General features: G+C 53.7%; 19 protein-coding genes and 1 tRNA gene. 9 read left to right on the top strand and 11 right to left on the bottom strand.

Annotation, left to right across the window (positions count from 1 at the left end; translation table 11 throughout):
• Positions 1-281: 281 nt before the first annotated feature.
• Together xth and AB8615_RS07065 are read left to right on the top strand one after the other, a co-directional pair.
• A complete protein-coding gene (gene xth / locus AB8615_RS07060; protein WP_418151998.1) occupies positions 282-1,073 on the top strand; it encodes an exodeoxyribonuclease III in 792 nt (263 codons plus the stop codon).
• Positions 1,070-1,870, top strand: coding sequence for a DUF2145 domain-containing protein (locus AB8615_RS07065; RefSeq protein WP_409431918.1), 801 nt, complete (start codon positions 1,070-1,072; stop codon positions 1,868-1,870). Before xth ends, AB8615_RS07065 begins: the two co-directional genes overlap by 4 nt.
• On the opposite strand, the gene AB8615_RS07070 is transcribed toward AB8615_RS07065, so the two are convergent.
• The 8 genes from AB8615_RS07070 to AB8615_RS07105 form a co-directional block, all read right to left on the bottom strand.
• The gene (locus tag AB8615_RS07070; RefSeq protein WP_418152000.1) at positions 1,846-2,541 is read right to left on the bottom strand and encodes a DUF3137 domain-containing protein; all 696 of its coding nucleotides are present in this window, start codon (positions 2,539-2,541) and stop codon (positions 1,846-1,848) included. The genes AB8615_RS07065 and AB8615_RS07070 overlap by 25 nt on opposite strands.
• Positions 2,542-2,545: 4 nt before the next feature.
• A complete protein-coding gene (locus tag AB8615_RS07075; protein ID WP_418152002.1) occupies positions 2,546-2,812 on the bottom strand; it encodes a hypothetical protein in 267 nt (88 codons plus the stop codon).
• Positions 2,813-2,815: 3 nt separating this feature from the next.
• The gene (locus AB8615_RS07080) at positions 2,816-5,827 is read right to left on the bottom strand and encodes a valine--tRNA ligase (protein WP_409431920.1); all 3,012 of its coding nucleotides are present in this window, start codon (positions 5,825-5,827) and stop codon (positions 2,816-2,818) included.
• Between the two features lie 177 nt (positions 5,828-6,004).
• Positions 6,005-6,784, bottom strand: coding sequence for a DUF2497 domain-containing protein (locus AB8615_RS07085; protein WP_418152004.1), 780 nt, complete (start codon positions 6,782-6,784; stop codon positions 6,005-6,007).
• Positions 6,694-7,620, bottom strand: a complete 927-nt coding sequence (locus tag AB8615_RS07090) for a hypothetical protein (RefSeq protein WP_418152006.1) — start codon at positions 7,618-7,620, stop codon at positions 6,694-6,696. The genes AB8615_RS07085 and AB8615_RS07090 overlap by 91 nt, the downstream gene beginning before the upstream one ends.
• A gap of 153 nt (positions 7,621-7,773) precedes the next feature.
• Positions 7,774-8,901 (bottom strand): TolC family protein, encoded by a 1,128-nt coding sequence (locus AB8615_RS07095; RefSeq protein WP_418153068.1) that lies wholly within the window; start codon positions 8,899-8,901, stop codon positions 7,774-7,776.
• Positions 8,783-9,496, bottom strand: a complete 714-nt coding sequence (locus AB8615_RS07100) for a TolC family protein (RefSeq protein WP_418152008.1) — start codon at positions 9,494-9,496, stop codon at positions 8,783-8,785. Before AB8615_RS07100 ends, AB8615_RS07095 begins: the two co-directional genes overlap by 119 nt.
• Positions 9,497-9,581: 85 nt before the next feature.
• Complete coding sequence (locus tag AB8615_RS07105) at positions 9,582-10,235, bottom strand: protein-L-isoaspartate O-methyltransferase family protein (RefSeq protein WP_409431923.1); 654 nt, start codon at positions 10,233-10,235, stop codon at positions 9,582-9,584.
• 162 nt (positions 10,236-10,397) lie between these two features.
• Here AB8615_RS07105 and AB8615_RS07110 point away from each other — a divergent pair.
• The 3 genes from AB8615_RS07110 (at position 10,398) to dprA (ending at position 12,268) form a co-directional block, all read left to right on the top strand.
• A tRNA-Cys gene (locus AB8615_RS07110) sits at positions 10,398-10,471 on the top strand.
• A 91-nt stretch (positions 10,472-10,562) separates the two neighbouring features.
• Complete coding sequence (plsY, locus tag AB8615_RS07115; RefSeq protein ID WP_409431924.1) at positions 10,563-11,156, top strand: glycerol-3-phosphate 1-O-acyltransferase PlsY; 594 nt, start codon at positions 10,563-10,565, stop codon at positions 11,154-11,156.
• Complete coding sequence (gene dprA / locus AB8615_RS07120; protein ID WP_409431925.1) at positions 11,156-12,268, top strand: DNA-processing protein DprA; 1,113 nt, start codon at positions 11,156-11,158, stop codon at positions 12,266-12,268. The genes plsY and dprA overlap by 1 nt, the downstream gene beginning before the upstream one ends.
• On the opposite strand, the gene AB8615_RS07125 is transcribed toward dprA, so the two are convergent.
• Positions 12,265-12,435, bottom strand: a complete 171-nt coding sequence (locus tag AB8615_RS07125; protein ID WP_409431926.1) for a hypothetical protein — start codon at positions 12,433-12,435, stop codon at positions 12,265-12,267. The two genes, dprA and AB8615_RS07125, sit on opposite strands and share 4 nt — an antisense overlap.
• Positions 12,436-12,676: 241 nt before the next feature.
• On the opposite strand from AB8615_RS07125, the gene topA reads away from it, so the two are divergent.
• From topA to rpmG, 4 genes are all read left to right on the top strand, one after another.
• Positions 12,677-15,283, top strand: coding sequence for a type I DNA topoisomerase (topA, locus tag AB8615_RS07130; protein ID WP_409431927.1), 2,607 nt, complete (start codon positions 12,677-12,679; stop codon positions 15,281-15,283).
• A 12-nt stretch (positions 15,284-15,295) separates the two neighbouring features.
• A complete protein-coding gene (gene rnr, locus AB8615_RS07135) occupies positions 15,296-17,548 on the top strand; it encodes a ribonuclease R (RefSeq protein WP_409431928.1) in 2,253 nt (750 codons plus the stop codon).
• Positions 17,548-18,318, top strand: a complete 771-nt coding sequence (locus AB8615_RS07140) for an NUDIX hydrolase (protein WP_409431929.1) — start codon at positions 17,548-17,550, stop codon at positions 18,316-18,318. The genes rnr and AB8615_RS07140 overlap by 1 nt, the downstream gene beginning before the upstream one ends.
• A 69-nt stretch (positions 18,319-18,387) precedes the next feature.
• A complete protein-coding gene (gene rpmG, locus AB8615_RS07145; protein ID WP_409431930.1) occupies positions 18,388-18,555 on the top strand; it encodes a 50S ribosomal protein L33 in 168 nt (55 codons plus the stop codon).
• Between the two features lie 112 nt (positions 18,556-18,667).
• Here the strand turns inward: rpmG and AB8615_RS07150 are convergent, their stop codons facing one another.
• On the bottom strand, positions 18,668-20,032 hold the full coding sequence (locus AB8615_RS07150; protein ID WP_409431931.1) for a PleD family two-component system response regulator: 1,365 nt from the start codon (positions 20,030-20,032) through the stop codon (positions 18,668-18,670).
• Positions 20,033-20,044: 12 nt separating this feature from the next.
• Positions 20,045-20,416, bottom strand: a complete 372-nt coding sequence (locus AB8615_RS07155) for a response regulator (protein ID WP_409434075.1) — start codon at positions 20,414-20,416, stop codon at positions 20,045-20,047.
• Positions 20,417-20,535 lie beyond the last annotated feature (119 nt).

Consider the following 20,535-nt stretch of genomic DNA (forward strand, 5'->3'; position numbering starts at 1 on the left):
CGCAGGCGGCACGACGACACTGTCGCCGTAACGCAGAATCCGCTGGGTTGGATGCGCAGGCGCTCATAACAGTTGCGACGAAGCAAAAACTCGCCAATTTTAAGAATGTGTGTGATGTCCGCTTAGTCATATCCGAATCTCTATGTGCCCCAACAATAGTCGCTATTCACAAAATTGTCTCACTATAGCGTTAAAACCTTGCTAACGCGTATTCCGTGTAATCCGCAGGTGATCACGCGCCGCTACTTGACTCTCTTCTCGCCCTGCCCGACCACACATTTATGAAAATCGCAACGTGGAATATCAACTCAGTCAAAGCCCGCATGCATGCATTGACAGCGTGGCTGGAAAAAGAGCAGCCAGACATTTTGTGCCTGCAAGAGATCAAAACAGTCGACGATGGGTTCCCCCGTATGGAGATCGAAGCCATGGGCTATAATCTCGCTGTGCATGGGCAGAAAAGCTATAACGGTGTGGCGATCCTCTCCAAAAGCCCCATTGATGAAGTCGTCATTGGCTTGCCCGGCGAGCCCGAGGATGAGCAGGCGCGCTACCTCGAAGTTGTGGTCAATACAAATACGGGCGCGGTTCGCGTTGCCTCGATCTACCTCCCCAACGGCAATCCCGTTGACGGGGGCAATAGCGAGAAATATCTCTATAAATTGCGCTGGCTAGATCGACTGCGCCGTCGCGCACTGGACCTATTAGCGCTCGAAGAACCACTCATATTGGCGGGTGACTACAACGTCATTCCAACCAAAGGTGATACGCATGATCCGACGGCGTGGTGGGGCGACGCCTTGTTTCGGCAAGAGACATTAGACGCCTTTCACGCCCTCCGTCACACAGGGCTCTATGATCTTTTTGATCTGTTTGACGGGCGCGACGGGCAATATACATTTTGGGATTATCAGGGCGGGGCTTGGCCAAATAATTACGGCATCCGCATTGATCACCTCCTCTGCTCCGCGCAAGCGATTGATCACGCAACAGGTATCGTGATCGATAAAATGGTGCGCGACGGCGAGAAGCCCTCAGACCACGTACCTGTCATTGGACGTTTTGATTTGTGAGTCTGCTCGCCAAAATCCTGATCGGAGTAGTCCTCGCGCTCGTCATCGCAGTCTTCGGATTTGGCTGGCACATCAAGACGGTCTATGCAGGATTTGTTGCCAGCACGGATAGCGGCGACGCCCTCTTCCCACCCGAAATTCTGGCAGACTATGGCCGACAAATTCAAGACGAGCTGATCCGCCAAGACGTGCAAGTCGCGATTATTTCTCGCTCGGGTCAGAAGCGCGAGAAACTCCCCGACGGTGTCATGTTCACCCATAGTGCGTTCTTCCGTCGCGCAGAAGACGGCAGCTACGCCGTCTACAATCTATATCACGGGGAAGACAATCGCCTGATTTCGTCGCTGAAAACGGACACGCCCGCTGACTTCTTACGCTTGCTCCAAGAAAAAGACGCTGGCATTTTGATCCCAAATAAAACCACACAGTTAGAGCTGTATGACTTTTTGGAGAGTCCAGAATACGCCGCCGTCCACACGCGCGACTATTCCCTCATTTCCAATCCGTTTGATTTGCGCTGGCAAAATTGTAACGAGTTTATGCTCTACGCCGTGGCCGCGATGTTCTGGGATACGACTGATCGCGAAGCCATCCGTCAAAGATTGATAACGACGATAGAACCGACAGAGCTAAAGGCCTCTCTGATCCGTCGCCATATCGGCCCCAAAGTCGATGAGCGCCTGATCATGGCCGATCACGGCGACAAAATCATCACCACAACCTTCGGCACGCTTACACAATTATTCGAGCGCGAAGGACGGTTGCAAGAGAGTTATGTGTTGGCGTTTGAGGGGTAAGGCTTCGGCTTTAACACTGCATCGATGACGTCATAAACCGCGCCGATTTCATCCAAGATTTTCTGCGTCGGCTCTGGCTTCGTCAAGGGCTCAAACATCGACCCCGCTTCATATCGATTAGGCGTCTCCACCACGATCAACAACTGCCCCTGCATAAAGCCAAATCGAATTTGACTGCCGTTAACCGACCTTTCCAAATCCACCAGCTTCTGCATGAAGTCTGGCGTCAATAGGTATCGCGCCTCGACTTGATCCGTGCTGTACGCTTCAAAAATACGCTCAAACACGGGATCGACGAGCCCGACCCGTTTCATATCCCCGCGCGTTTTGCGCTGTAAAAAACCCTTATCCCTCAGCACCACAGTCTTGCCAAGAAACTTACGCGGAAAGGTAATAGTCATCATTTGACCGCGCATTACAGTGTTATAAGAGTTTTTGCCGCGTCGTTCTAAATGGACTTCGAGTGACCTGAATTGTGCGCCGTGCGCCTCGCCTTGCATCTCGTCTTCAAAGGATGCCCGAGAGCCTGCGTTTTTGTCCCCCGTCACAAATCCGCCCGGCAACAGTCCCAAATGACTCCACAAAGTCAGCTGCGGAATGTCTGACACCTCAGCGCTAAACCGCCAGCCAATGTAGCGACAAATGCCGCCAACGATATTGTCCTTCGTCAAGGCCTTAATCTTGCGTGTCTGCCAATGATAAACGCCTGCTATCCCGGCTCCCTGCGCCCATGAGGATTGGAATGAAGAAATGCACATTCATAATCGCCAAAACGACAATTATGATAACCGCGAGAGCTGCGATTGCCCCGCCATAGAGTTGTGTCTTTCTAACGGCTTCTCGACGCGACCCATCCCGCGCCGCCAGAAGCGGGAATATCTCGGTATGATAGAACGCAGAGACGCCCTTCAACTCAGGGTGATGTTCATTAAATTGATGCAAATTCTACCCCAGCCCGTTTAGCGCTTCCTGCAATTTCTCTACCTCTGAAGCATAGCCAGCGCGGCGCTCTTTTTGCAAGTTCACGACCTTTTCAGGGGCTTTGTCGGTGAAGGCAGGGTTTGAGAGTTTTTTGTCGATCTTCTCGATCTCGCTCCGCGCTTTCTCGATTTCTTTCTCCAGTCGCGCTCGCTCTGCTGACAGATCGATCAAGCCTTCCAGCGGGATCGCGTAATTCACACTGTCCACTACGGTCTGCAACGCGCCCTGCGGCGCTTCGCTGGCCAGATCAACACGTTCCACCCGCGCCATGGGCGAAAGTTGCGGCGCATAAGTCGCCAACCGTGGATCGAGTGCGTCTGCTAGCATAAGCAGCGGCGCTTTCTTGCTCGGCGGGATGTTCATGTCGGCACGGACAGAACGAATGTTTGTGATCAGAGTTTGCAGCCAATCAACCTCCGCACATGCCTGATCGTTGATCAAATTATTGCCGAGCTGCGGCCACTCGGATACGATCAAATGTGTCTCGCGCGACGCCGCCGTTTTTGCCCAAAGCTCTTCCGTGATAAACGGCATGAAGGGGTGGAGCAGTTTTAAGATTTGGTCCAGCACCCACGCAAATGTCGCGCGCGTCTCGTCTTTCGTTGCGCCGTCTTCGCCCGACAACAACGGCTTGGAGAGCTCCAAATACCAAGAGCAGAACGTATCCCACACGAATTTATAGGCCGCATCAGCCGCGTCGTTAAAGCGGTAAGCCTCAATGCAGCGGGTCATGTCTTGGGCGGCCTTGGCGGTCCCGGAAATGATCCATTGGTTGATCGGCGTCGTTACGGACTCGGGCGCGAAATCAGGGTCAACGGCGCAATCATTCATCTGTCCGAAATTAGCAGCCGACCAGAGCTTTGTCCCGAAATTGCGGTAGCCCGCGATACGGTCCACAGACAGCCGAATATTCCGCCCCTGCCCCGCCATGCTCGCAAGCGTGAAACGAAGCGCATCCGCACCGTAGGGTTCAAACCCGTCAGGATATTGCTTGCGGGTCGCTTTCTCGATCTGCGGGGCTTTCTCTGGATTTTTCAGGCCGCGCGTGCGTTTCGCGACAAGGTCTTCAATCGAAACACCGTCGATCAAGTCGAGCGGATCAAGCGTATTGCCGATGGATTTCGACATTTTTTTACCCGCCTCATCTAGGACAAGCGCGTGGATATAGACGTCCTTGAACGGCACTTCGTCCATGAAATGCAACCCCTGCATCATCATCCGCGCCACCCAGAAGAAGATGATGTCAAAGGCGGTCACGAGGACGGAGGTCGGATAGAAGCGTTCAAGCTCCTCGGTGTTTTCGGGCCACCCGAGCGTGGAAAACGGCCAGAGACCAGAGGAGAACCATGTGTCTAGGACGTCGGGATCGCGCCAAACGCCAACACCATATTCCCACTCTTTTTCGGGTTTATCCGAATATTCATCTGGCATCCAAAATGCCATCGCATCGTTCACATCATCAAAAATTCTAACCTCATACCCAGAGCCAATCGCTTCCAAATAGTATTCTTTCATTTGAAGCCGTGCTTCGTGTTCACTTGAAGCAACAAAAACTTTTAATCGCTCAGCAAAACGATTGTTTGAACCTTCATTTCTTAAAACTTGTTGCCCACCAAATTCATCAACCACTGGCCCGTAATATGCCGGAATCCGGTGCCCCCACCATAACTGACGCGAGATACACCAAGGCTGGATTTCTTTCATCCAATGGTCATATGTCTTTTTCCAGTTCTCTGGAATAAAACGCGTCGAGCCGTCATCGACTTTCGCCATGGCAGCTTCCGCGAGTTTATCCGCCGCGACGAACCATTGATCGGTCAGCATCGGTTCAATCACCACACCAGATCGATCACCATAGGGTTGCATAATTTTCTTGTCTTCGACGCGGATAAGCAGGCCTTCGGCATCTATATCTGCGACCACAGCTTTGCGGGCCTCAAAGCGATCCATCCCGACATATTTGGCGGGCATGATCTCAGACTCGATCATCTCGCCGCGCGTCCCCATCAGGGAGTACATTGGTATGTCATTGCGTTTGGCGACTTCGTAATCGTTAAAATCATGCGCGCCTGTGATCTTGACCGCGCCAGAGCCGAAATCCATATCGGGATATTCATCTGTAATAATCGGGATCAGGCGGTCGGCGAGCGGGAGGCGCACCATCTTGCCCACAATCGGCTTATAGCGCTCATCATCTGGATGCACCGCCACCGCCCCATCGCCAAGCATGGTTTCGGGACGCGTCGTCGCGATAGAAATGTAATCGCGTTCTTCCGTGAGGGTGACGTTTCCGTCCTCGTCTTTCTCGACATAGGTATAAGTCTCGCCGCCTTCCAGCGGATATTTGAAGTGCCAGAAATGGCCGTCCTTCTCGATATTCTCGACTTCCAGATCGGAAATCGCAGTTTGAAAATGCGGGTCCCAGTTGACGAGGCGTTTATCGCGGTAGATCAGGCCAGCCTCATACATCTCGACAAAAGCCTTCGTCACGGCCTCCGCCATTTTGTCTTTGGGATTGTCTGGGTCGCCCAGCGTAAACTTCTCTCGCGACCAATCGCAGGATGAACCGAGCCGTCTAAGTTGTTGATTAATATGCCCGCCGCTCTCCGCTTTCCACGCCCAAACGTGGTTGAGGAAGTCTTCGCGACTCATGTTTTTGCGCGCTTTACCCTCGGCGGCGAGTTTCCGCTCCACCACCATTTGCGTCGCGATACCCGCATGATCCGTGCCGGGCTGCCACAGCACAGCCTTGCCCGTCATGCGGTGATAGCGCACGAGGATGTCTTGGATCGTGTTGTTGACCGCGTGACCCATATGCAAGCTGCCCGTCACATTGGGCGGCGGGATGACGATAGAGAAATTGTCGTCCTTTGTATCGGTCGGGCGAGCGGCGCGGGGTTTGAAATGCCCCGCCTCTTCCCACATTTTATAGAGGCGCTGCTCTGCCTCTTTGGGATTAAAGTTTTTCTCTAACATGCGACGATCCAAATATGACGTGGCCCAAATCACTTGGGCCTAAAACAACAAAGCCCCGCCCCTCACTATTTCCCGCAAGAAAAGAAGAGGCGAGGTTATTTATGTGTCTTTAACGCGCAAATGCGCAGATTTAAAGAGGCTTATTCGACCCGTAGAGCGAGGCCGACATTTCGCAGATTACTTGCCTGACGCGATGCGTTTGACTTCTTTGGTCACAGCGCGCTCCACAATGCCTTTGAGGTTGGCATCGAGCCAATCTTTAAGCATGGGGCGCAGCGCTTCCATCACGAGATCGCCGATCCGGTCGCCGCGCTCAGCCGTCACGGCTTGCTCCTCTACCACGCGGTTGAGCGAGGCAAATACATCGGCGGTCGCCGTTTCGGTCACATCATCCATGATGGTGTCTTTTTTCGCAGTTCTAGCCATCTTGGCAGTCTCCTTTGGGGTGGATTCATTTGTTAAAGTTGTAGGGGTTACGTCAGTCGCGTCTGGTGCACCGGAAACCGTATCTTGCGCAGCAAAAGCGGCACCTGTCGCGGCAACAGCACCAAAAGCTGCGACGTTTGTTAGATTTGCTTTACCGAAACCCGCGCCGCCGCCAGCCGCATCTTCTGCCGCAGCAGCAATGTCCGATAGGCTTGGCGAAGCCTCATTAAGCGCCGTATTTTCAAGCTCCATCGCAGCGACGCTATCGACATCTGGGAGCGGTGCATCATGCGCACTCAACTCATCTTCGAGTGTCATATCCAAAATTTCATCTAGAATGTCATCGCCAGCGTCTTCAGAGTCATCCAGTTCTGGAATTTCCAGCGCCGCATCGTCTAGCATCATATCATCGGCAGCCTCGTCATCTGACAAGTCAGCCATCAGTGATTTGACCAAATCCAAATCGGCTTCGTCTTCATTGTCGCTGGGGGCATCCTGTTCAGCTTCGTCATCTGTAACCAATTCGGCCAACGCTTCGAAATCGTTGTCTTCGAGCGGGTCAGCGGAATTTTCAGCGTCCGATGTATCATTATTATCGCCGGCCATATCGGCGAGTAACTCGTCAATATCCAGTGCATCGCTGTCGCGCGACGCTTCAACCTGATCCCCCCCGCGAGAGCCGCAGCACCCGCCGCTGCAATACCGCCGCCAGCCAGCACAGAGGCAAAGGCATGATCGTGGGGAGCCGCATCTAAATCTGCGTCAGAAGCGTCATCCACCAAATCCAGCGTCTCTAACTCGACGTCCAAGTCCAATGTCTCTGTCAGCTCTTGAAGTTGCGGATCATCGGCGACCCCCATCTCCATATCGACAAGGTCTAAAGCCGAAAGATCATCCACCACATCGTCTTGAGCCGCCATTTCTGGGGTGTCGGGATCTGATAAAATATCGAGGGGTGAAGGAATATCTGCGGCTGTCTCAATCTCGACACCCTCGTCTTCAGCTTCAGGAATTTCCAGATCAACGACGTCGCTATACGAATCACTCTCTTCGAGATCAAACGGCATATCGAGCGCGATCGCCTCTTCCTTGCCAGCTGCAATTGCACCCGCCGCCAATTCGCTCAATGGCATGTCTGTTGTGGCGTCGGCAAGCTGTAAATCTGTAGAGGCTTGAAAAGACTGGGGTTCAACTAAGCTCTCTAAACCTACGGAATCGCTAGTGTCTTGAACAATGTCTTCGGGTGAAGCGAGCGCAGTTGTATCGTCATCCGCAATGATTTTGCGGATGGATGCCAGGATGTCTTCCATGCTGGGTTCGGCTGCATCTGCCATTTCGTTTTGTGTCCCCGGAGTCTGTTCCGACATATACTATCACCACCACTGAGGGGCCCCCGCCCGCGTTCTATTAAGATAGGGTTAAGACAACACGTGTGGCTTGTCTAGGGAGTGCCGCGCTCAATTCAGAGGGGAACACAATTATTCTGTGAGTTGTCTGAAATGGAGCGAAGACCGTTCCCACTAGGGATCAATGATCAACTCTCGCGGAGGCTGTGACGGCGGCTGAATTGGCTCGGTCACAATCTCTGGCAATGGCACATCACGGAGGGCATGATACTCACCCTCTTGACCCGTGACTGTATCAGCGGCGTCTTTGAGGAGCTTTACTGGCTTTACCTCTGCCTTGCTCAGTGTTTCAGGAACCGTATCAAGCTTTGTTGCGCGACCAAGCGTTGCGACACCACCAGCGACATCATTCACAATATCGGGAATTTGACGCCCGATCTTTTGCGCAGCCTCTGGCACAAAACGGTCAATATTTCGATCAAAGCCTCGGTAGCGCACAGCCTCAAAATTCTGAACAGCGTCATATGTCTCAACAGGCAGCGCAATCCCGTCCGCATCAAAGACACCCAGGATTGAGAGCAGTTGATAGGTCACGCTATCCACATCACGTTCTGCGTTGATCAGCGCCAGCTTCGCATTGAGGACTTCTTGTTCAGCGTTTAGCACATCTAGCTGCGTCCGTGTACCAACAGTTAGCTCCAACTCCACGCCCTCAAATGCGACTTCCGCCGCGTCTAATTGTTGTTGGCTCGTGATGAAGACACGCTTGGCCGCTTCAAGTTGCGCCCATATTTGCGTGACCGTCTGATCGACTGCGAGTTCTGTATCACGTGTTTCAAACGCCAGACGCGTCTTGGCGTGCTTTGCCTGACGCACGCGAGAACGATTAAGGCCGCCAGAGAAAATAGGCACGCTGATTTGTGCCGTCAGCGAGGCTTGATCTGTTTCTTCAATGCCGAGGAGTTGACCGCGTTGCGCAGACAAAGTGCCGTTCAGCGAGATTGTCGGACGACCATTCGATTTCGCCACATCAATCGCTGCGCGACCCGCCTCTTCATTAAAATAAGACGCAAGAAGCTGCGGATTATTATCCCGAGCGAGAGCGATGGCTGTTGGCAGATCGTTCGGCAAAGCAAAATCTGGCACGGGTTGTAGGTCAACAGGCATACGACCAACAATCCGCTTATAGGTCGCACGGCTGATCTGCAGTTGCGCCTCTGCTTGCGCCAGTCCAGCTTCCGATGCTGCGAGGCGGGATTGTGATTGCGCAATGTCCGTGCGTGATACCCTCACCCACATCAAACCGCGCATTGGCGGCCGTTAGCTGCGAGGTCAGAACGCGGACGTTATTGCGACGAATATTGGCCGCCTGTTCATCGCGTAGCACATCGACATAGGCCTCGGCAGCGCTGACGAAAATACTATTTTCAGTCGCGCGTAGGCTTTCACGCGCGGCCAAGATACCTGACTTCGCTTGACGTTTCAGGGCTTTGACGCGCCCGCCTTGATAAAGCGGTTGAATAACTTGGACTTGACCTGCCAAGGGATCGCTGCCTCTCCAACCGCCCCCAGGGGGTGCAAAGAAGCTGCCAGGTGTCTCAGGCGTCCGAACCTCGGTCCGCGCGTAACTACCTGACGCTGTGGCGGACAGGCGACCTTGCGCGCGGGCTTGAATATAAGTCTCGTCCGTCTCGCGCAGTCGCGCCCGCTCGGCCTGCAAACGTGGGTTCTTGTTGTAAACAGATATCAGCGTGTCTTGCAGCGTCTCCGCACTGGCGATCTGCGCGAAAGACAGCGGCGCAACGATAATTGCAGCAGAGAGAAGCCACCGCATTGATGCAGATTGAAGTTTCGGCAAAAGGGTCACGCAGGCATCCTCATTTTCATCATCGACCAAATGGCCCTCAAGATTGCCCCTGTCATAGTCTGTCTCTATTAACAGCCACTTACTCTATATACGCGCAACCGTCGCCATCAGTGCGCTAAAACGTAAATGCGGGCTCTGGCGCAAATCCTGGCAAATAGGGCGCTGACGTATCGAATAAGATACGCTCGCCCAGCACGTCGCCGCTTTTTTGAAACAGAGTTGCATGACCGATTGGGCCTTTTTGGACGATTGTCACCAAACGCCCGTCATTCGCGAGTTGATCCACCCACGCTTTTGGCACCTCGTGGACAGCACCATTAAAGATGATCACGTTAAACGGGCCGTGTTCGGCCGCACCAGACTTTAGGTGGCCTTGAACCACGGCGGCATTGACGACATTTGACTCGACCAACAACTCTGTTGCACGGGCCACGGCCTCTTCACTCGTCTCCACTCCCACAACTGTATCAGCGAGGTGGGAGAGGATCGCGGTGGAGTAGCCGCGCGCACACGCCAAGTCGAGGACGATATCCGTCGGCTCTATTTCTGCGGCTTGCACCATCTTGGCTAGATCACGCGGGCGCAGCATCACACGACCATCGTCCAGAGTAATATGCGAGTCGCCATACGCTAGCGCGACTTTCGCATTCGGCACAAAGGCCTCGCGCTTGACCCGGCGGAACGCTGCCAGCACTGGCACGTCCGTCACATCGCTTGTGCGGATTTGGCTCTCGACCATATGGTCGCGTGCATTAGAGAAGTCGAACATGGTATATTCTGTCCCGATAGGCTAAATTCTATCGCCCTATAACCCTTGCCCGCACGCGCTGGCAATGGCGGAATATGCATATTTGATATGCGTAGCGCATAATTGCCGTTGCAAGCCGCCCCTGCGCGGCCTATAGAGCGCGGCCTAACAGCGCTTTGGCTCGGTACCATGGCGGAGTGGTGACGCACCGGATTGCAAATCCGTGAACCCCGGTTCGATTCCGGGTGGTACCTCCAAGCGCTTTAAAAATGCCCGCCCTCGCCCCACCACGGCGAGATCGCGGGCTTTTTGCTTTACAGAGCCACCCCGTTTCGGCACGAAGACGGAATGGAACTCTACCCCCATATCGTCAGCGTTTTGGCGGGCTATTTGCTCGGCAGTATTCCCTTCGGCTTGCTGCTGGCGAAGGCGGCGGGGCTGGGGGATATTCGCCAGATTGGCTCAGGCAATATCGGCACAACAAATGTGTTACGCACTGGCCGCAAAGACATTGCGCTGCTGACGCTATTGCTAGACGCGTTGAAGGCTGGGGCTGCGGGATTGATCGCCGCGCATTTTTTCGGCCAACCCTTTGGCTACATCGCTGCCGCTGCCGCCCTGTTTGGACACTGCTATCCCGTCTGGCTCAAATTTAAAGGCGGCAAAGGTGTGGCGACATTTTTTGGTGGTTTGCTCGCCTTGGCCTGGCCTGCTGGGATTGCCGCGGCTCTAACGTGGCTAGCGACAGCACTCATCACCAAATATTCATCCCTCTCTGCGTTGCTCGCAGCAGGAATCGCACCGATTGTGGCTTATGTGTTTGTAGGATTGACCGCATTTCTTATGGTCGCCTTTATGAGCTGCGTAATTTATTGGCGGCATCGCGATAATATCCGGCGCCTTCTGCGGGGTGAAGAGAGCAAGATCGGCGCTAAATCGTAATGCAAATCCGAGAACTGAGCTTTGCGGAGCGGCGAGATTGGATTCGCCTGATCCGCACGCAAAATGTTGGGCCCGTTGCGTTTCGCGACCTCCTCGCCCGCTACCGCACAGCGTCCGCCGCCATTGACGCCCTACCCTCTATCATCCGCCGTAAAGCCATCAAGGTCCCCACACCCGCGCAAGTCGAGGCCGAAATGGCAGCGTCTGAGGACATGGGCATCCAGATGATCGCGGCGTGTGAGCCAGACTTCCCGAAATATCTTCGTGCCGTTGACCCTGCCCCGCCACTGATTTCAGTTTTAGGCGACATGAGTGTTCTGCATAAACCCTGCGTCGCGATTATCGGCTCTCGCAACGCATCTGCGCTAGGATTGAAATTCGCAGCCTCCATGGCGCGGGATTTGGGGCAAGCGGGATATACCGTGATTTCAGGCCTCGCGCGCGGAATTGATGCATCCGCTCACGCAGCCTGTCTCGACACTGGTACAGCTGCCGTTTTGGGCGGAGGGGTCGATCATATCTATCCAAGGCAGAACCACGACCTCTACCATGATATAGCCCGTCAAGGTGCTTTGGTCAGCGAAAGCCCGCTCGGATACCGCGCCACAGCTCGTGATTTCCCACGTCGCAACCGTATCATTTCTGGACTATCGCTAGGCGTCGTCGTGATTGAAGCCGCCGAACGCTCTGGCACGCTGATCACCGCGCGCTATGCATTGGAGCAAAACCGCGAGGTCATGGCCGCGCCCGGGTCTCCGCTTGATCCGCGCACAAAGGGCTGCAACCGATTGATCCGTGAAGGCGCGGCCCTGATCGAGACCGCAGAAGACGTGATCCGAATTTTGCGTGACCTACGCCCCTCTATCGTGATGGAAAGCGATGACAGCTATGCCGCGCCAGAATTTGATTTCGAAGCGGCTGAGGCAGACATATCCCGCGCCGCAGAAATCGTGCGTAACTTGCTTTCCACAACTCCGACCCCGCGCGACGATATTATCCGCGCGAGTGGTTATCCCGCGGCCATCGTCAATGCAGCACTGTTGGAAATGGATTTAAACGGCGACGTCCTGGTCGAACCAGATGGGCGCGTCGCCCTCAACCCGAGCGTCTAAGCCGCCCGCGCGAGCTGCGCCTGTCTCACAATGTCTATGTCAGTCGCGAGTTCAATCAAACCTGCACTCGTCGATAAGCGCGCCATTTGTTCTAGAAAATCGAGGACATACTCTTCTATGTCTTGCTGAGATTTACTCTGTGAGTTTTGGATTTGCAGTGCGGTCATTTGTTACCAGCCTTATGTGTCATCTCCCAAACTCTACTTATAGTAGTTATAATATAAAACTCGCCTGTCAATGATTTGGTTGCATCATTAGGAAATTCACATGCAACTTATATAAGCGCAGTCACCCAAACACAGCCCTATTTAACAAGTCATGTTGACAAGCCAGAGGCGCTGCCCCAAATGAGCGCCCGAATGAACGGAGCAATTCCGTCTTATTTTACTCGCCCGAATGGCCCCTATTATGAATCTCGTTATCGTCGAATCACCGGCTAAAGCTAAAACCATCGAAAAATATTTAGGCAAAGATTACAAGGTCTTAGCTAGCTTTGGTCATGTGCGTGACTTACCATCTAAGAACGGCTCTGTTGATCCAGACAACAAATTTGCGATGAGTTGGAGCGTTGATACGCAATCAAAAAAACGTATCAAAGACATCGAAAACGCGCTCGAAAAAGCCGACAAACTTATTCTCGCGACCGACCCGGATCGTGAAGGGGAAGCAATTTCTTGGCACTTACTCGAAGTCCTTTCAAAGAAAAAAGCGTTCAAAGACATGCCTGTCGAACGCGTTGTTTTTAACGCGATCACGAAAAAATCTGTCACGGAAGCGATCGCAAAGCCGCGCCAACTCGATCAAGAATTGGTCGATGCCTATTTGGCCCGCCGTGCGCTGGACTATCTCGTGGGCTTTACGCTCTCGCCTGTTTTGTGGCGCAAGCTGCCGGGTGCGCGGTCTGCGGGTCGTGTGCAGTCTGTCGCGCTTCGCCTGATTTGTGAGCGCGAGACAGAAATCGAGAAGTTCGAGAACCGCGAATATTGGTCACTCGGCGCGTCGATCGCTAATCCGAAGGGCAGCAACTTCCCTGCGCGCTTAGTTTCCCTTCAGGGCGAAAAGCTCGATAAATTCTCACTGGCGAATGAGGCCGATGCGAAAGCCGCAGAAGCCGCTGTCAACGCAGCAACACTCTCTGTCGTCTCTGTCGAGGCCAAACCCCTCACCCGCAATCCGCAAGCGCCGTTTATGACATCGACCCTGCAGCAAGAAGCCAGCCGCAAACTCGGCTTCTCCGCAACGCAGACAATGCGCACCGCGCAGCAGCTTTATGAAGGCGTCGATATTGGCGGCGAAACGACAGGCCTGATCACCTATATGCGAACGGACGGTATCTCTATGGTCGGCGAAGCGATCAGTGATTGTCGCGCGACGATTGGCAATGAATTTGGCGATAAATACCTGCCAGGACAACACCGCGAATACAAATCCAAGGCTAAAAACGCACAAGAGGCCCATGAGGCGATCCGCCCGACAAGTTTTGCCCGTACGCCTGATAGCCTAAAAATCTCTGGCGATATGAAGAAGCTCTACGACTTGATCTGGAAGCGCGCCATGGCCTCCCAAATGGAATCTGCCAAGTTGGAACGGACAACGATTGAAATGACGGATGATGCCAACACAGTCGGCCTCCGCGCCACGGGACAAGTCGTGCGCTTTGACGGTTTCCTCAAGCTTTACGAGGAAACTGCGCCTGCCAATGCTGAAGACGACGATGATAACGCCACACTGGCCCCCGTCGTCAAAGGCGACAAAGTGACGGCGGATGACGTCGCGATTGAACAGCATTTCACACAGCCCCCACCACGTTATTCCGAAGCCAGCCTTGTCAAGCGCATGGAAGAATTGGGCATTGGCCGCCCATCAACTTACGCGTCGATCCTCAAGGTCTTGCAGGATCGCGGCTATGTTACGCTAGACAAGCGCCGCTTTACGCCCGTCGACAAGGGCCGCCTCCTGACAGCTTTCTTGGAGAATTTCTTCGGGAAGTATGTGGAGTATAATTACACCGCCGATCTGGAAGAACGCCTCGATAAAGTCTCAGCTGGCGATTTGGACTACCTCACTTTGCTTGAGAATTTCTGGAAAGAGTTTTCAGCGAGTATCGATGAAACCAAAGACTTGCGCGTGACTCACGTGCTGGACGCGCTCAATGATGCCCTGCGTCCGCTTGTGTTTCCCGACAAAGAAGACGGCTCTGACCCACGCAAATGCACGAGTTGCGAAGACGGACAACTCTCGCTCAAGCTCGGTAAATACGGCGCCTTTGTCGGCTGCTCAAACTATCCAGAGTGCAAATTCACACGGCCTTTCGGGGGCGATGAAAGCATGGACGCGCAGGCTGAAGACAAAATCCTCGGCGAACATCCCGAAACTGGCAAAGACATTGTCCTCAAGACAGGCCGCTTTGGCCCCTATGTCGAGATGGAAACTGAGAAAAAGCCTAAGCGCACCAGCCTGCCAAAGACTTGGGACTATCACACGATGGATCTCGAAAAAGGTCTGCGCTTGATCAACCTGCCTCGCAAAATCGGCTCCCATCCCGAGGATGGCAACCAGATCGCGGCGGCGCTCGGACGGTTCGGCCCCTATATCAAACACAACACGACCTATGTCAGCCTCAAAGATCCAGAGGAAATGTTCACACTCGGTATGAACGAAGCCGTATCTCGAATTGCAGATAAGCGCGCCAATCCCGGGCGGGGTCGCGGCGGCACGGTCCTCAAAGATCTCGGCAAACATCCGACAACAGAGAAACCCATCGCGATCATGGAAGGCCGCTACGGCGCTTACGTCAAATACGAAAAGATCAATGCGACCATCCCCAAAGGCCAAGACCCTAAAGATGTGAATATCGATATGGCATTAGAATACATCGCCGAAAAAGAAGCGAAATCGCCAAAGAAAAAACCCGCTGCGAAAAAGAAAACAGCGGCGAAGAAAAAAACGGTTACGAAGAAAAAGCCTGCCGCGAAAAAAACTGCGGCAAAAAAGAAACCAACGGCAGAGGCTTAGCGTTATAACTATATGACACTTACCCGCGACGACATATTGAAAGCCGTTCGCGGCCAGCCAGACCGTTTTGATAACAAAGGCTTAGCCCGCACTCTTGGAGTCAAAGGCGAAGCGCGGCGAGAGCTGCGCGGCCTGTTGCGGGAGTTAGAAGGCGACGGCCTGATCATCAAATCTAAGAATAAAACATATCGCGAGGCGGACGCTCTACCCGGCGTGATGGTCATTCAGGTCACGGAAAATGATGACGGTGATTTGTTCGGCACGCCCGAAACTTTCAAAGGCGACGGCGCCCCGCCCCGCTTGCTAATGCGCGAAGGCAGCACGGCTTCCAAAGGCAAAGGTCGGGGCAAAAGCCAAGACCAAGCCTCGCTAACAGTCGGGTCACGCGCCCTATGCCGCATCAAACAACGCGAAGATGGGCAGTTGATTGCAACTGTCATGAAAGTCCTCGGCGAAGGGCCGTCCAAACATCTTGGCGTCCTTTACAAAGGCGGACGCGGTTGGCGTATCCAGCCCGTGTCCAAGAAAGCGCGCCACGACTATAAGCCTGTTAAAGTGCCCGCTACATCCGAAGAAGGCGACCTCGTTTTCTTTCGCTCGACCCGCAAGAATAAAGGCGATGACCGCCTTGCCGATATTGTCGAGACTGTGGGGAGCGCAGTGGGCGGTAAATCCGCATCGCTGATCTCGCTCTATGAAAATGAAATCCCCTTAGGTTTCTCAGACGAAGTGATCGCGGAAGCGAAAGCGCTTACACTTCCTGAAATTGGTGGCCCGCGTGAAGACCTGCGCAAGCTGCCGCTGATCACGATTGATCCTGTTGACGCCAAAGATTTTGACGACGCAATATTTGCTCGTCCCGACGACAATCCAAAGAACCAAGGCGGCTGGATTTGCTGGGTTGCCATTGCAGACGTCGCTGCTTTCGTGACACCGGGGTCTGAACTTGATAAAGCGGCGCGCGAGAAGGGTAATTCCGTGTATCTGCCTGACCGCGTGGAACCGATGCTACCACACGAGCTATCATCTGATCTCTGTTCTCTTCGCCCGCATGAAGACCGCGCCTGCATGGCTGTGCGCATGGTCTATGATAAGCACGGCGTAAAACGTAAGCACAGCTTCAAGCGCGGCATCATGCGCTCTCACGCGCGCCTCACTTACGCTCAAGCGCAAGCGGGATTTGACGGTAAACCCGGGCCAGAGGCAGAGCCCGTGATTGATATTCTCCAAAATGTCTACGGCGCCTATATGGCCCTTAAAAAAGCCCGATCAAACCGTGAGCCACTTGCGATTGAGCTGCCAGAGCGTCGCGTCAATGTGAACGACAAAGGCGAAGTCACCTCTATCACGATCCGCGAGCGCTTTGACGCGCACAAGCTGATCGAAGAATTTATGGTCCAAGCCAATGTGGCGGCGGCCGAAGCGCTGGATGCTAAGAATGTGCAATCTATTGTCCGCTTGCACGAGCCGCCCGATCGGATGAAACTGCAAGGCCTGACAGATTTCCTACCCGCGCTTGATCTGAAATTCTCGCTTGGTGAACGGGCAACCCCAGCGCGGTTCAATAAATTGCTAGAGCAGGCAAAGGTCAAAGACCTCGAAGAAACCGTGGGCATGGCGGTCCTGCGCAGTCAGAGCCAAGCCGTTTATTCAGCTGGCAAAGGCGGGCATTTCGGGTTGAACCTAACGCATTATGCGCATTTTACGTCGCCCATTCGTCGCTATGCGGACCTGATCGTTCATCGCGCCTTGATTGCCCTCTTTGACTTAGGCGAGGACGGCACGACGAAGGAAGAATTATCCCCCCTCAAAGAGACGGCAGAGCATATCTCTTCCACCGAGCGCCGCGCGATGACGGCGGAACGCGATGCCACCGACCGCTACGTCGCAGCCTTCCTTGAGAAAAAAGTGGGCGCAGAATTTGACGCGCGGATCACGGGCACGACAAAATTCGGCCTATTTATTACTCTAACCGAAACGGGGGCTGACGGCCTCATCCCTGCCCGCTCTCTTGGGCGTGAATATTTTGCGTTCGACGAAAAAACCAAATCTCTTATTGGTGTGGAAAGTGGTGACACTTACCGCTTTGGGCGCTTGGTCAAAGTCAAGCTACTTGAGGCGACGCCAGTCACGGGCGGCCTTATTTTCGAAATGGTGTCAAAGCCCGAAGCGGGTAAGCCCCCCAAAGGCCGAAGCTCTCGCAGCGGGGGACCAGGCCGTCACAAATCCAAAGGCGCGAAGCATAAGCGCAAGCGCAAGTCCTAATGCGGCCCAACTCCAAAGACCCGATCCGGGATAGCGGTCCAGTCCTTGTCGGGAAAATGAAAATCACGGATCAAGAGCGGGCAAAGCGCAAAGAACTCTCCCATGCCCCCCGTCCAAAAATCGCCTCAACAATAGTCCTGACTTGCGGCCCTAAAGATAATCCGAAAATCCTGATGGGGCAGAGATCGAGCAAGCACGACTTCATGCCGAGCGTTTATGTTTTCCCAGGTGGTCGCGTGGACCGCGCGGATAGCTACGCCCCCTTTATAGGCGATTTATCGGCGCGCACGGAACGTATCTTAGAGGCCGCAAATTCCCCGCGTAAATCTCGCGCGATTGTCCTCGCCGCGATCCGAGAAACGTGGGAAGAGACGGGACTTCTACTAGGTCGAGCTGCCCCGCAATCTCGCAATATCAACCATGCGTCTTACGATGCGTTCCGCAATAAAGGCATCTTGCCAGACCTCACTGGCGTCGAAGTCTTTGGCCGCGCGGTAACACCGCCCCATCGCCACAAGCGATTCGACGCGTGGTTTTTCATCAAGCATCTGGGCAATGTCCCGCCACCCACAATCACGGATAGTCATGAGTTGCTCAATGTCGGCTGGTTCACACTGGGCCAGATCAAGCGAGAATTGGAATTACAACGCGCCACAACCATGATGATCCGTGTGTTAGAGGACTTCTTAGCCGCAGACCGTCTTCCCAATGACATCTTCTACTCCCGCGCCCTTCACGGCGAGTTTCAAATGACGCGCTTTCCTGAATAGGCGTGTTGACAGCGGGGCCGTCATGGCCTAATCGCGCGCTTCGAATTCAACTAAAAAAGGGCCTGAGCCATGGCGAAGCCAACAACTATTAAAATCCGCCTCAACTCGACAGCAGGCACTGGTTACTTCTACGTGACCAAAAAGAACTCCCGCACAATGACTGAGAAAATGGTCAAAAAGAAATATGATCCCGTCGCGCGTAAGCACGTCGAGTTCAAAGAAGGCAAGATCAAGTAGATCAGCCTCCAGACTTTCAAAAGCCGTTTCGTGATAATCACGGAGCGGCTTTTTTTATGTCTACTCTCTGGAATAGCGGCTCTAGAACCCGCCTACGCTCTGAACGATCCCTCTAAGCCGCTTTGCGGTTTGCGCTGGCTGGAAGGACTTTGTTGCGGCCGGCTTGTTTGGCGCGGTAGAGGGCATCGTCGGCGCGTTTAAAAACATCGCGGAGGTTCTCGCCTGGTTGGACTTGGGCGACGCCTGCGCTGGTCGTGATGATCAGGGACTGGCCATCAACGTAGATGGGGGAGCCCGCGATGAGCCCTCGCACGCGGTCAGCGGCCTTGAGCGCATCGGCTTCCTCGGTATTGGGCATAGCGATCATAAATTCCTCGCCGCCGTAACGCGAGACAATGTCGACAGCCCGCATGTTGGAGACCAACCGTGCGGCGACTTCTTTCAAGATCACATCGCCCATTGGGTGCCCCAAGATATCGTTGACCCGTTTGAAGTGATCAATGTCAAAGACCATGATCGAAAACGGCGTGTCGCGCGTGTCCAATTCGTCCAGCAAAGGCTCAATCGCGCGATCAAAATAGCGACGATTTCCGAGGCCTGTCAGACTATCAGCGACCACCATTTCGAGGTTTTCGTTAAAGTTATCGCGCAGGCTGTCAGCGTAGAATTTCCGCCGCATCAGTGTTGTCACCCGCGCCTTTAACTCCTGAATTTCGATCGGGCGCATCAGCGTGTCGTTAATGCCAATATCGTAAGCGCGCACAAAACGCGTTTCGTCATCAGGATCGCCCACAACGAGGATCGGAATATCACGTGTCTTCTCAGAGAAGCGTAAGCTCGCGCAAACACGCAATCCGTCAAACCCGCTTGATACAAGCGACACGATAATCAAATCCATGCCCGTCTTGGCAAGGCGAAGTGCTTTCACAGGGTCGCCTTCGACCAACACTTTGTGCTTGTCTTCCAGAGGGTTCATCATTTTCTTGGCGTGTTTCTCGTGATCCTCAATGAGAAGAATACGCCCAGGTCGGCTCTCGATCTGCTCTAGCAAAGTTCGTGAATTGGAAGCTGTATGACCCGTATGACTCAGCAGCTGATCGGTTGTCATTTTCAGACGCAATAGCGAGCGCACCCGCGCCATCAGGTTAAAATCATCAATCGGCTTGGTGATAAAATCATCCGCGCCGGCTTCTAGCCCGCGAATTCGGTCTTTTGTTTCCTCAAGCGCAGTCACCATTACAACGGGCACATGCCATGTATCAGGATTGTTTTTGATCCGCTGACAAGCCTCGAAGCCGTTAATGCCGGGCATCATCGCATCCATCAAGATCAGGTCGAGACGTTCCTTACTCGCAATTTCTAACGCTTCGTGGCCCGACCGTGCGGTCAAGACGTCGTAATACTCGGCTTGCAGCTTGACCTGCAATAAATGCAGATTAGGCGCGAGATCATCAACAACGAGGATGCGGGCGGACACGGCGTGACCTCTCTACGCGATTTCGACGAATTTTCTCACAGTCGCCAAGAAGGACGACACAGTAATCGGCTTGGCGATATAGGCCTCACACCCGCCGTCGCGGATACGTTTCTCATCGCCTTTCATGGCAAAGGCCGTGACAGCGACAACGGGAATACCCGCGAGCGCTTTATCGTCCTTGAGCCATTTTGTGACTTCAAGTCCAGAAACTTCTGGCAGCTGAATATCCATGAGAATGAGATCAGGCTTAAAGGCGCGCGCGATAGAGATGGCTTTCAACCCCTCTCGCGTCTGGCGCGTTTCATAGCCATGCGCGTCAAGCAGGTCAGCGAACAATTTCATGTTCAACTCGTTATCTTCAACAATGAGGACTTTTTTCGGCATGATTTTTAGCATATTCCCAATTCACCAACGCTGACGTGACGCTCCGGCCACTTTCTTGTTTTGATGTCCACTCTATGACAGAATATCATTAATCATCCGTGTGTTCGTCATATACAATG

The organism is Litorimonas sp. RW-G-Af-16 (assembly GCF_048319245.1).
GTDB lineage: Bacteria > Pseudomonadota > Alphaproteobacteria > Caulobacterales > Maricaulaceae > Litorimonas.

Bases quoted from the DNA above. Each gene is read 5' to 3' on its own strand.
- xth (WP_418151998.1), top strand. From the start codon at position 282: ATGAAAATCGCAACGTGGAATATCAACTCAGTCAAAGCCCGCATGCAT.
- AB8615_RS07080 (WP_409431920.1), bottom strand. From the start codon at position 5,827: ATGTTAGAGAAAAACTTTAATCCCAAAGAGGCAGAGCAGCGCCTCTAT.
- AB8615_RS07090 (WP_418152006.1), bottom strand. From the start codon at position 7,620: ATGTCGGAACAGACTCCGGGGACACAAAACGAAATGGCAGATGCAGCC.
- AB8615_RS07105 (WP_409431923.1), bottom strand. From the start codon at position 10,235: ATGTTCGACTTCTCTAATGCACGCGACCATATGGTCGAGAGCCAAATC.
- plsY (WP_409431924.1), top strand. From the start codon at position 10,563: ATGGAACTCTACCCCCATATCGTCAGCGTTTTGGCGGGCTATTTGCTC.
- dprA (WP_409431925.1), top strand. From the start codon at position 11,156: ATGCAAATCCGAGAACTGAGCTTTGCGGAGCGGCGAGATTGGATTCGC.
- AB8615_RS07125 (WP_409431926.1), bottom strand. From the start codon at position 12,435: ATGACCGCACTGCAAATCCAAAACTCACAGAGTAAATCTCAGCAAGAC.
- topA (WP_409431927.1), top strand. From the start codon at position 12,677: ATGAATCTCGTTATCGTCGAATCACCGGCTAAAGCTAAAACCATCGAA.
- rnr (WP_409431928.1), top strand. From the start codon at position 15,296: ATGACACTTACCCGCGACGACATATTGAAAGCCGTTCGCGGCCAGCCA.
- AB8615_RS07140 (WP_409431929.1), top strand. From the start codon at position 17,548: ATGCGGCCCAACTCCAAAGACCCGATCCGGGATAGCGGTCCAGTCCTT.
- rpmG (WP_409431930.1), top strand. From the start codon at position 18,388: ATGGCGAAGCCAACAACTATTAAAATCCGCCTCAACTCGACAGCAGGC.
- AB8615_RS07155 (WP_409434075.1), bottom strand. From the start codon at position 20,416: ATGCCGAAAAAAGTCCTCATTGTTGAAGATAACGAGTTGAACATGAAA.